The organism is Luteibacter sp. P4_E6 (assembly GCF_056401535.1).
The window spans coordinates 1-11330 of the sequence record NZ_JBFUJE010000094.1; the positions used below are offsets into that span (position 1 = coordinate 1).

Here is an 11330-nt window from a genome sequence, read left to right on the forward strand (position 1 = left end):
GCCTCGCCGAGCCGGGGGCCATCGTCCTTGTGGAGTGGCCGGAGCGCGGTGCTGGTGCCTTGCCGCCGGTGGACCTAGCGCTGACTTTTCGCCATGAAGCGGAGGGCAGGGCGGTTCGTATGGCGTCGAGGTCGCCGCTCGGCGAGCGCGTCGTGGCTTCCCTGACCACGGTCCCGCCGCGGCAGGACTAACGCCCGCCCCTTGCCGCTTTTGCGCTATTCATCACTGAAATCATGGGCTTTTTGAGGCCGTTGCCCCCGTCGCTTGCGGCACATTCCTGTACGCCCGTTGACGAAGGTTTCGCAGGTTATGGATTAACAAGGGAAAACGTCTTGCATTCGTCGGGCGCTTGCAGTTCAATCCGGGCCGTATGAGGGGAATGACTATCAAACTTGGCCTCCTAGCGTGCGTGACCGCCATCGCGACGCTGACTGCTGCCTCCTCGTCGGCCGCCGACGTGAAGGCCGCCCGTGCGTGGGCCGGTCCTGAGTACACGCGCGTGGTCTTCGATCTGTCCGGGCCGGCGTCCTACAAGATGTCGCAGGGCGACGTGCCCGGCAGTGTCGTGCTGGATGTCGCCAGCAGTTCGGTGACGGGCGATTTCGCCGCGCCGGGCGGCCAGGGCCTGTTCAAGTCGATGACTGTGAGCAAGCAGGGTGGCTCGGCGCGCCTGGTCGCGACGGTCGATCCGAAGGCGAAGCCGAAGAGCTTCCTGCTCAAGCCCGCCGGTGACTACGGCTACCGTCTGGTGCTGGATCTCTATCCGGGTGGGCAGATCGACCCGGGCGACAATCCGCCGCCGGTGGCCGACCACGATGCACCGTCCCTGGCGTCGGCCGACGACGATGCCGCTGCCGAGGCACCGACGCAGGCGCCCGCGCCGACGCGTTCCACCCGCGGTTCGCGCGGCAAGACGGTCCCGGCAGGCCGCCCGCCCATGCTCCCCACCGGGGATCGCAAGGTCGTAGTCGCCATCGACGCCGGTCATGGCGGTGAAGATCCGGGTGCGAAGGGTGCGACCGGCTTGCGCGAGAAGGATGTCACCCTCCAGGTAGCCCGCGAGCTGGCTGACCAGATCAACCGCCAGCCCGGCATGCAGGCCGTGCTGACGCGCAACGGCGACTATTTCATTCCGCTGAAGCGCCGCTACGAAATCGCCCGCGAGCACAACGCGGACATGTTCGTCTCCATTCACGCCGATGCCTTCAAGAACGGCGATGCCAAGGGTTCGTCGGTCTGGGTGCTGTCGCCGCGCGGCAAGACCAGCGAGGCCTCCCGCTGGCTGGCCGATCGTGAAAACCGCGCCGATCTGGTCGGCGGCGTCTCGCTCGACGACAAAGACGATAGCCTCGCTGCCGTATTGCTGGACCTGCAGCAGGGCTATGCCATGCAGGCCAGCGAATCCATCGCCGGGAACGTGCTGAAGGCGCTGGGTCGTCTGGGTCCGACCCATCGCGGTTACGTCGAGCGCGCCAACTTCGTCGTGCTGCGCTCACCGGACGTGCCGTCGATCCTGGTCGAGACAGCGTTCATTACCAATCCGGCGGAAGAAACCCGCCTGCGCGACGATGGACATCGTCGCGAACTCGCCACGGCCGTCCTTGGCGGTGTGCGTAACTATTTCGAGTCGATGCCGCCGCCCGGCACGTGGTTTGCCGCGCAGGCCGCACGCCGCAACGGAACCTCGCTGGCCAGCACGGCGGCGTCCGCGCCGGTGGCTCCCGCGATGGCGGCCGACGCAGGGGCCGTCGCGTCGGATGCCGTGAAGGCGGCAAGCCGCGCCGCGCCGCCGAAAAAGACACTCGCCAGGGCTGACACGCCGGCGCCTTCGAGCAAGGCCGCGAGCGGTCGTGCCGATGACAACGTGCGGGATCTGCACCGGGTCAACCGCGGTGAGACGCTCACCGGCATCGCCAACCAGTACGGCGTTTCCGTGGGCGCGCTGAAGATGGCCAACAAGATGAACGACGATAATGTCCGCATTGGCTCCGTCATGGTGATTCCGTCGGGCTGACGTGGTTCGGCAGTCCGCGGGACCTTGGGCTATCCTTTCGGCCTGAAAGCACGTCAGGTCGCACCGCCCATGCCCAGCATCCGTCCCCTTCCGCCCGAGCTGATCAACCAGATCGCGGCCGGCGAAGTGATCGAGCGTCCCGCCTCTGTGGTGAAGGAGCTCGTCGAGAACAGCATCGATGCCGGAGCCCGCCGCATCGAGGTGGATATCGAGCAGGGCGGCACCCGGCTCATTCGCGTACGCGACGATGGTGGTGGCATCCCGCGCGACGAACTCGCGCTGGCCGTGGCATCGCACGCCACAAGCAAGATCGGCAGCTTCGATGACCTCGAACGCGTGGCAAGCATGGGTTTTCGCGGCGAAGCACTCGCGTCGGTCTCTTCGGTGGCACGCTTCTCCCTGACCTCCAGGCATGAGGGCCAGGACGCCGCGTGGCGCATCGAAGTCGACGGTGGTCGGCTGCAGGATGCGCGCCCCGCACAGCATCCGCCCGGCACCACCATCGAGGTACGCGACCTTTTCTACAACGTGCCGGCGCGCCGCAAGTTCCTCCGTGCGGAGCGCACCGAGTTCGCGCATATCGACGACTTGCTGAAGTCCCTGGCGCTGGCCCGCGAAGGCGTCGATATCCGCCTCACCCACAACGGCAAGCCGGTGCGCCTGCTCAAGCCCGCGCGCGACGAGAACGCCGCGCTCGCGCGCGTCGCCGAGGTGCTTGGTCCCGAATTTCCCGGCCAGTCCTTGCGGGTCGAACACGAGGCTGCCGGCCTGCGGCTGTCGGGCTGGGTGGGTTTGCCGACCGCATCGCGTTCGCAGGCCGACCAACAGTACTTTTACGTCAATGGTCGGCTGGTGCGCGACCGCATCGTCGCGCATGCGGTTCGCCAGGCGTATTCGGACGTGCTGTTCCATGGCCGCCATCCCGTGTTCGTGTTGTTCCTGCAACTGGACCCCACGGGCGTCGACGTGAACGTGCATCCGGCGAAGAGCGAAGTACGTTTTCGCGAGCAGCGCCTGATCCACGACTTCCTGTTCCGCACCTTGCACGAAGCGCTGGCGCAGACCCGGGCCGGTGCATCTGCGCCCGTGATGGAATCCACGTATCCGACCGCTCACGGCACTGCCGGTAGCGCTTATCCGGTCGCGGTTTCACCCATGTCGCCGGCCATGCCGGCATGGCCGCAGTCGGCCAGCCAGTCGCGGCTTAGCCTCGGCGTGCGTGACGAGCCGCTGGCCGACTACGCGACGCTGTTCGGGTCGTCTTCTGCGTCGCGCCCGTCGTTCGCGGCCGGGTCGCCGCTGGCCGGCAACGAGCCCGACGCCGGCAGCGACGTGCCACCGCTTGGCTATGCGATTGCCCAACTGAAAAGCATCTACGTGCTCGCCGAAAATGAGCACGGCTTGATACTGGTGGACATGCACGCGGCGCACGAGCGGATCACCTACGAGAAACTCAAGAACGGCCGCGTCACCGCGAACCTGCGTTCACAGCTGATGCTCGTGCCCTTGTCCATCGCCGTGAGCGCGCGCGAAGCCGCCGCGGCGGAAGAGCACGCGGACGCACTGGCGGAGTGGGGCCTGGAGCTCTCGCGCAGTGGGCCGTCCGGCGTCGTCGTGCGCCGTATTCCGTCGCTTCTCGAAGGTGCCGACGTGGCCCAGCTGACGCGCGACGTGCTCGCCGAACTGTCCCAGCACGGCAGCTCGCGGCGCCTCGAGGAGCTGGAAAACGAATTGCTCTCGACCATGGCTTGTCACGGCTCTGTACGCGCGGGCCGGCGCCTGGGCATTCCCGAAATGAATGCGCTGCTGCGCGAAATGGAAGCTACCGAGCGGTCTGGACAATGCAATCACGGTCGGCCTACCTGGGTACAGTTATCCTTGGGCGAGCTGGATCGGTTGTTCCTTCGCGGTCGCTGATCGCGCTATGCTGGACGGATAGACGTCCAAACGAGGTAACGCCATGATCCGCTCGCTCGCCTTTGCCTCCGTGATCGCCGTGACCACGGGAAGTGCCGTTGCCGGTGACGACTACGCGGCCTCCGTGGAGAAAGTCCGTGCCGACCGCCTGCAGACGCTGAAGGCGCCGGACGGCTGGCTCAGTCTCATCGGGCTCGAATGGCTCCAGCCCGGCGTCAATCGCATCGGCAGCGCCGCGGACAACGACATCATCCTTAAGGCGGGTCCGGCGCATCTCGGCACGATCACTCTCGACGAAGGCGGCTCGGCCACGCTCGAGCTGGCCAAGGGCAGTGGGGTCCTCGTCGACGGTCGCGATGTCCAGCGCGCCACGCTCGTGGACGATGGCGGCACGGGCCGCAAGGCCACGGAAGTGCGCTTCGGCTCGGCGAATTTCTTCGTCATCGCTCGCGAGGGCAAGAAGGCCCTGCGCGTGAAGGACGAGAACRCCGACTCACGGGCTCACTTCGTCGGTCTCGACTATTTCCCGATCGACCCGTCGTGGCGCGTGGTCGCCGACTGGGTGCCTTTCGATCCGCCGCACGAGCTGGAAATCGGCAATGTGCTCGGCGGCATCGACAAGGAGAAGGTGCCGGGCAAGGCCGTGTTCGTCCGCGACGGTCATACCTTCGAGCTGTATCCGATCCAGGAAGAACCGGATTCGCTTTTCTTCGTCTTCGCCGACCGCACCAGTGGCAAGGAGACCTACGGCGCAGCGCGTTTTCTGGACACCGCGCTGGCGAAGGACGGCAAGCTTGTCCTCGATTTCAACGAGGCCCGCAATCCGCCCTGCGCTTTCACGCCGTATGCGACCTGTCCGTTGGCTCCGCCGGAGAACCGGCTCGATGTGCGGGTGACGGCCGGCGAGAAGAAGTACGCCGGCGGGCATGGGTGAGTTTTGCTGGCCAGGAGCATCGCCGATGAATCGGCTCCTACCCAGCAGGTCCCGTCAACCTGCTCGGTAGGAGCCGCTTCAGCGGCGATGCCTTTACCTCAGGCCCCTTTGAACGACGGCTTCCGGCGTTCCAGAAACGCGCTCGTGCCTTCGCGCATGTCTTCGGTGGAAAACGCGATCGCGAAGCCCTGGGTCTCAAATGCCAGGCCCTGGTCGATTGCGCATTCGCCGCCTTCGATCACGGCCTCGAGGATGCCCTTGAGCGCCAGCGGTGCGGCCGCCGCCAGCTGGTCGGCCATGGCATCCACGGTCGCTTCGAGTTCCTCGGAGGGCACCACGCGGGCCACGATGCCCAGCCGCTCGGCCCGTGCGGCGTCGATGGGTTGACCGAGCAGGCAGAGTTCCAGTGCCGCACCGCGCCCGGCGAGGCGGGTGAGGCGTTGCGTGCCACCGAAACCCGGGATGAGCCCGAGGCCGATCTCGGGTTGGCCGAAGCGTGCTTTCTCGCTGGCCACGCGGATGTGACAGGCCATGGCCAGTTCCATGCCACCGCCGAGGGCATAGCCCTGGATCTTCCCGATCACCGGCTTGCCGAGGCGCTCGATGGTCAGCATCAGGTCCTGTCCGGCGCGTGATGCCGCCTGGGCCTTCACCGGTGCCCACCCCGTCATCTCCGAGATGTCCGCACCGGCCACGAAGGCCTTCTCGCCGGCACCGCCGAGGATAACGACGCGAACGGCATCGTCCTGGGCGGCCTGGCGAAACGCCAGGGTCAGCTCGGCAATGGTTTCCTGATTGAGCGCATTGAGCTTGTCGGGGCGGTTGACAGTGATGGTGCGGACGGCAGCGCGGTTCGCGGTGGTCACATGACGGAAGGCCATGGCGGTTCCTGGCGAGGGGATGAGGAAGCAAATGTTAGCAGGGGAACCTTTGGCTTCCGGCGGCGTCTGATGGCGAACGGGCGGCCTCGTGGCCGATGGACTATCCTCCACGCACGCTCAAAGTTCCGGATTCACGGAGAACGGGATGTCACCCTTGCGTTTCCTGGTCATCGCGCTGGCACTGGTCAGTGGCGCGGCGCTTGCACAGTCGGCTCCGACCGCTCCGGCATCCGGGGCGCCGGCAATCGACAAGACCAAGCTGTCCTATGCGATCGGCTACCAGATTGGCACCCAGTTCGCGAACAGCGCGCAGCCCGATGTCGACATTTCCGTACTGGTGAAGGCCTTGCAGGATGGTTATGCCAAGCGCGCCCCCGGCATCCCGATCGACACCATGCAGCAGCAGTTGGTCAACTTCGATGCGAAGGTCCAGCGTGACTCCGTCGTCGAGTTCCGTCGTGTGGCCACGGCGAACGCCCAGCGAAGTGCCGACTTCCTTGCCCACAACCGCACGCGTCCCGGCGTAGTGACCTTGCCCTCGGGTATTCAGTACGCGGTGCTCACCAAGGGCCGCGGCGCGCAGGCGCAGATGACCAGCACGGTGGTGGTGAACTACCGCGGCGCGCTGATCGACGGTACCGAGTTCGATAGCTCCTACGCCCACGGCAAGCCGGTCACCTTCACGGTGAATCGCGTCATCGCCGGTTGGCAGGACGTGATCCCGCGCATGCACGTGGGCGACAAATGGAAGGTGGTGATCCCGCCGGCCCTGGCTTATGGCGAGCGGGGCGAATTGCCGCGTATCGGGCCGAACGAAGCCCTGGTCTTCGACATCGAACTGGTCGACATCCAGCAGTAACCGGGCCGGGGCGCTAGAATGGCCGACGGTATGGCCATCGTCCCCTCGTCAACGCTACCCCTGACGCCTTGCACCGGCGTGTGTCGACTCGACACGCGCGGGCTGTGCGAGGGCTGCCTGCGCACGGGTGACGAGATCGCCCGCTGGTCCACGATGGACGATGTGCAGAAGCTTTGGATCATGGACGAGGTGCTGCCGCACCGGCAGGCGCGCTGATGGACGACCTGCTCGCGAAGTTACGTGGCGCGCTGCTTCCCCTGGAGGCGCCTCCCGGTCCGCGTGGCTGGAACCACGCGGACATGGCCGAGTTGATCGGCGCCGCCCCGCGTCGCCCCGCGGCGGTGCTTATTGGCATCCGTGACGATCGCGAGCAGCGCGTCGTGCTCACCGTGCGCACGGACACCCTGCAGCAGCATGCGGGGCAGGTCGCCTTCCCCGGCGGCCGTGTCGAACCCGACGACGTGGATGTCGTGGCCACGGCGCTTCGCGAAAGCGAGGAGGAAATCGGCCTCGATGCCAGCATGGTCACGCCGCTCGGTTTCCTCGAAGCGTTCGAGACGATCAGCGGTTATTCGGTGACGCCCGTGGTGGCACGCATTGCGGCGAACGCGGCGCTGAAACCCGATCCGGGTGAGGTAGCGGAAGTCTTCGAAGTGCCGTTTGCCTTCTTCCTCGAGCCTGCCAACTTGCGCCGGTATACGATGGATTTTCGCGGCCACCGGCGGGAGATGGTCGAGTTCCTCCATGCGGGTTACCGCATATGGGGTGTCACCGCGGCGATCCTTTACAACCTCCTGAAGCGGATGGGTCATCCATGTTGATTTCACGCACGCTGATCGACGCGGCAACCGCCGCCCATGTTTCCGCGGACGATGTGCTCTTCGTCGACTGCCGCTTCGATCTCGCGGATGCGGGCAAGGGCGATCGCGATTACGCCGCCGGCCACATCGTCGGCGCCGTGCGGGCCGACCTCGACCGCGATCTTGCGGATATGGCGACGCCATCTGCCGGACGCGGTCGGCATCCGTTGCCCGAGGCGTCGTCGTTCGCGGCGTGGCTATCGCGCGCTGGCTGGCGGCCGGACCTGCAGGTCGTCGCCTATGACGCAGCCGGCGGTGCGCTTGCGGCGGCGCGCTTCTGGTGGCTTGCCCGACTTGCCGGCATCGACAACGTCGCTGTGCTCGACGGCGGCTGGGCGGGGTGGCTCGACGCCGGCGCGCCCGTCGACGATGCGGTCGTTCAGCATGGGGCGACCTCCGTCCACGTGGCGTTCGACGAAGCGGGCACCGTGGGCGCCGACGAACTGGCGGAAGGCGTCGCCAGCGGCCGCTTCCTCTTGCTCGACGCGCGTGCCGCGCCGCGATATCGCGGCGATGTCGAGCCGCTGGACCCGGTCGCAGGGCACGTACCGGGTGCGAGGAATCATCCGTTCGCGGACAACCTGGATGCGCATGGGCGCTTCCGTTTGCCGGAGGAATTGCAACGCGAGTTCAGGTCGTTGCTTGGAGCGCACGATGCGGAAGATGTCGTCCACATGTGCGGTTCCGGCGTGACCGCTTGCCATAACCTGCTGGCGATGGAATACGCAGGGCTCTGTGGCTCGCGACTTTATGCGCCGTCGTGGAGTGGGTGGGTGAGCGATCGGTCGCGCGGGGTTGCCCTGGGCGACCCCGTGTAGGATCCGATTCACAGCGAAATGCTACGCCGCTCCCGCGCACTGATGTGCGCTGCTTCAATCACCCGGATCACATCGCGCGCCGAGTGCGCATCGACCGGCATCGCCGTGTTCTCTCTGATCGCCGTGGCCACGCCGTCGTAGAACGCGGTGTAGCGCCCCGGCAGGGTATCGATCACCGTCGCCGTGCCGTCGGCATCCGTGAAACGGCCAAACAGAAGCGGGTCGTCGCCACCCCAGCCCTCGCCACCGGGCCGCCGACCCTCGCGCAGCGCGGCCTCCTGCCCGTCGATGCCATATTTCACGAAGCTGCCGCCGTCACCGTGCACGAGGTAGCGGGGCCCGGGATCGCGTACCAGGACGGACGCGTGAAGCACCGCGCGGCGATGCCCGTAGTCGAGCACCAGATGGAAGTAATCGTCGGCCCTGGCCGCGGCGCGCTGGCGTGCCACGTCGGCTGTGATGGCCTGTGGCATGCCGAAGAGCACCAGCGCCTGGTCGATCAGGTGCGCCCCCAGGTCATAGAGCAATCCGGCGCCCGGCGTCTCGGTTTCGCGCCAGCCCTGTTTGATCTCCGGCCGGAAGCGATCGAAATGCGCCTCGAAATAGACGACTTCACCAAGCCGGCCGTCGTCGACGAGGCGCCGCACGGTCAGGAAGTCGTTGTCCCAGCGGCGGTTCTGGAATACCGARAGCTTGCGCCCCACCTGGTCGGCGAGGCCGATAAGCGCCTCGGCTTCCCCCGCATTGAGCGTGAACGGCTTGTCGACGACGACGTGTTTGCCCGCTTCCAATGCGGCGCGGGCCAGCGGCGCATGGGTCTCGTTTGGGGTGGCGATGACGACGAGGTCGATGGACGGATCGGCCAGCAGCGCCCGGGGGTCCTCATAGGCCACGGCCTCCGGGAAATCCCGGCGGATCTCGTCGGTGCGGCGGCTGCCGATGGCGGACAGGCGGAGGCCGTCGGCGGCGGCGATCAATGGCGCGTGGAAGAAGGCGCCTGCCGTGCCGTAGCCGATAAGGCCGGTGGAGATCGGTTGCATGGTCGCTCCTGGGCGGGATATGCCGCCAAGATTAGCGCGGCTCGCCTGACCGTTTCGTTTAAAGTCGAACCCTTCGTTGGAGGAGAGCCGCCATGCCCACACCGAAACACGTTGCGCCGGTCCCGTCCTCGCCTATCGGCGAATGGCCCGACAAGGTGGTCCTCGTGACCGGCGGGGCGCAGGGAATCGGTCGGGGAATCGCCGAAGGCGTTCTGGATGCCGGTGGCCGCGTCGTCATCGGGGACCTGGACGCCGAAGCGGGCAAGGCCTGCATCGACGCCTGGGACGCGGGCGATCGCGCGGCCTTTCTCGTCCTCGACGTGGCGAAGGAAGCGAGCGTCAAGCGCTTTGTGGCGGCGGCGCTTCGCCGATTCGGACGCATCGACGGCCTCGTCAATAATGCGGGCATCGCGAACGCACACACCGCGCCCGTCGAAAAACTCGACTGGGCCGAATGGAAGCGCCGCATCGATACCAACCTTGGCGGCACGTTCTTGTGCAGCAAGCACGCATTGCCCTCGTTGAAGAAGTCCAACGGAGCGATCGTCAACATCGCTTCGTCGCGTGCGCACCAGTCCGAACCCGATAGCGAAGCCTATGCGGCGAGCAAGGGCGGCATCGTCGCGTTCACGCACGCGCTCGCGATCAGTGCGGGTCCCGTCCGCGTCAATGCGATCAATCCGGGATGGATCGTCGTGGACGACTGGAGGAAGCCGTCGGCGCGGCGCAAGCCCAGGCTGTCCGCGGCGGACCACGCACAGCATCCGGTCGGCAGGGCAGGTGTGCCGCCGGACATCGCGGCGCTTGCCGTGTTCTTGCTGTCGTCGCAGGCAGGCTTCATTACTGGAGAGAATTTCACGGTGGACGGTGGTGTCGCCCGCAAGATGCACTACGTCTAGGCGCTGTAGCGTTCGAGCGGGATGGTCGTCTTGCCACCCGGGTCGAAGCGCCCGTTGGCCTCGTTATAGTCCCACTGCTCGACAACGCATGCCTGGCGGTCGCCGGATGCGTCGTGCCGGATCACGTTGAACGAATTGCTTATGCCTTCACGGATGCGCGTCGACAGGGCCGTACCCGCCTGCACCGACCATAGCTCGCTGGCCAGCTTGCGCGACGGCGTATTCAAGGGGCGCACATACGGCAGATGGATGTGACCGCCGAGAACGAGATCCGCCCCCGCCGCGGCCCAGGCCGCGATGGCGCGCTCATGGTTGATCAACAGGTTACGGACGTCCTTCTCGCGGATGACGTGCACGGGTTGGTGCGTGACGACCACGCGCAACTGTGCGTCGGTTGCCTGCCGCAAGCGCGCGCAGACGCGATCGATCTGCGCGTCCGACACCTCACCGTCCTTGTGCCGGCGGGGCCGCACCGTGTTGACGCCGATGGCCAGCACGTCGTCGCTGGCGAACGATGGCTCCAGGTTGTCGCCAAACACGCGGCGGTACCCTGCGAAGGGCGAGAGCAACCGGGCGAATACATTGACCAGCGGCACATCGTGGTTGCCAGGGATCACCAGCGTCGGCCGGTCATAGCCGTCGATGAATTGTTTCGCGGCATCGAACTGGGAGCGTCGGGCTCGCTGGGTCACGTCGCCTGAGAGAATGACGAGTTCGGGTCGCATCGAGACGAGAAGTTCACCGAGTGCGGTCACTACCTCGGGTCGCTCGGTGCCGAAATGGGGATCCGAAATGTGCGCGATGGTACTCATCCGGGATCCTCGCCGGGCTGGCGCGCACCATCGGTGAGCAAGGCAAGCGGACGCGGTGCGGCGCGGAACACGAGAGGCGGGTCGAGCCAGATGATCTCACCGTCGACCGCCACCTTGAGTTTCGCGCGGTGACGCTTCGGAGTCACGGTGATCTCGCGGAAGGCGAAGCTGACGGCATGCCGTGCTTCTCCCAGCTTACCCAGCGCGCCGCGTACGATCAGTCCGAACATGGTCAGGCGGCCGATCGGCTTGAGGACCAGGCCGGCGAGGGTCCCGTCGTTGCGCTGTACGTCGAT

General features: G+C 66.4%; 12 protein-coding genes and 1 pseudogene. 9 read left to right on the forward strand and 4 right to left on the reverse strand.

What is annotated here, in order from left to right:
- From AC1DT2_RS08270 to AC1DT2_RS08285, 4 genes and pseudogenes are all read left to right on the forward strand, one after another.
- Window positions 1–191, forward strand: a pseudogene (locus AC1DT2_RS08270) (hypothetical protein); the annotation flags it as partial.
- A gap of 179 nt (window positions 192–370) precedes the next feature.
- Entirely contained in the window at window positions 371–2014 is a 1644-nt protein-coding gene (locus AC1DT2_RS08275) for an N-acetylmuramoyl-L-alanine amidase (RefSeq protein ID WP_477295796.1), read from the forward strand.
- A 69-nt stretch (window positions 2015–2083) separates the two neighbouring features.
- Window positions 2084–3931, forward strand: a complete 1848-nt coding sequence (gene mutL, locus AC1DT2_RS08280) for a DNA mismatch repair endonuclease MutL (RefSeq protein WP_477295798.1) — start codon at window positions 2084–2086, stop codon at window positions 3929–3931.
- A gap of 43 nt (window positions 3932–3974) precedes the next feature.
- Window positions 3975–4865 (forward strand): DUF1684 domain-containing protein, encoded by an 891-nt coding sequence (locus AC1DT2_RS08285; protein ID WP_477295800.1) that lies wholly within the window; start codon window positions 3975–3977, stop codon window positions 4863–4865.
- Between the two features lie 98 nt (window positions 4866–4963).
- Here AC1DT2_RS08285 and AC1DT2_RS08290 read toward each other — a convergent pair whose 3' ends face one another.
- Window positions 4964–5746 (reverse strand): enoyl-CoA hydratase/isomerase family protein, encoded by a 783-nt coding sequence (locus tag AC1DT2_RS08290; protein ID WP_477295802.1) that lies wholly within the window; start codon window positions 5744–5746, stop codon window positions 4964–4966.
- 145 nt (window positions 5747–5891) lie between these two features.
- On the opposite strand from AC1DT2_RS08290, the gene AC1DT2_RS08295 reads away from it, so the two are divergent.
- The 4 genes from AC1DT2_RS08295 to AC1DT2_RS08310 are packed head-to-tail and all read left to right on the forward strand — an operon-like array spanning window position 5892 to window position 8283.
- Entirely contained in the window at window positions 5892–6605 is a 714-nt protein-coding gene (locus tag AC1DT2_RS08295; protein ID WP_477295804.1) for an FKBP-type peptidyl-prolyl cis-trans isomerase, read from the forward strand.
- Window positions 6606–6623: 18 nt separating this feature from the next.
- Window positions 6624–6821, forward strand: a complete 198-nt coding sequence (locus tag AC1DT2_RS08300; protein ID WP_063572441.1) for a DUF1289 domain-containing protein — start codon at window positions 6624–6626, stop codon at window positions 6819–6821.
- A complete protein-coding gene (locus tag AC1DT2_RS08305) occupies window positions 6821–7426 on the forward strand; it encodes a CoA pyrophosphatase (protein WP_477295806.1) in 606 nt (201 codons plus the stop codon). The genes AC1DT2_RS08300 and AC1DT2_RS08305 overlap by 1 nt, the downstream gene beginning before the upstream one ends.
- Window positions 7420–8283, forward strand: coding sequence for a sulfurtransferase (locus tag AC1DT2_RS08310; RefSeq protein WP_477295808.1), 864 nt, complete (start codon window positions 7420–7422; stop codon window positions 8281–8283). Before AC1DT2_RS08305 ends, AC1DT2_RS08310 begins: the two co-directional genes overlap by 7 nt.
- An 8-nt stretch (window positions 8284–8291) precedes the next feature.
- Here AC1DT2_RS08310 and AC1DT2_RS08315 read toward each other — a convergent pair whose 3' ends face one another.
- Window positions 8292–9323, reverse strand: a complete 1032-nt coding sequence (locus AC1DT2_RS08315) for an oxidoreductase (protein WP_477295816.1) — start codon at window positions 9321–9323, stop codon at window positions 8292–8294.
- A 92-nt stretch (window positions 9324–9415) separates the two neighbouring features.
- Between AC1DT2_RS08315 and AC1DT2_RS08320 the strand changes: the two genes are divergently transcribed.
- A complete protein-coding gene (locus AC1DT2_RS08320) occupies window positions 9416–10222 on the forward strand; it encodes an SDR family oxidoreductase (protein ID WP_477295810.1) in 807 nt (268 codons plus the stop codon).
- Here the strand turns inward: AC1DT2_RS08320 and AC1DT2_RS08325 are convergent.
- Both AC1DT2_RS08325 and AC1DT2_RS08330 read right to left on the reverse strand, forming a co-directional pair.
- Window positions 10219–11034 carry a metallophosphoesterase family protein gene (locus AC1DT2_RS08325; protein WP_477295812.1) on the reverse strand — a complete coding sequence of 272 codons (816 nt, stop codon included), beginning with the start codon at window positions 11032–11034 and terminating at the stop codon, window positions 10219–10221. The genes AC1DT2_RS08320 and AC1DT2_RS08325 overlap by 4 nt on opposite strands.
- A partial coding sequence (locus AC1DT2_RS08330; protein ID WP_477295814.1) for a hypothetical protein occupies window positions 11031–11330 on the reverse strand: 300 nt, incomplete at its 5' end. The genes AC1DT2_RS08330 and AC1DT2_RS08325, both read right to left, overlap by 4 nt.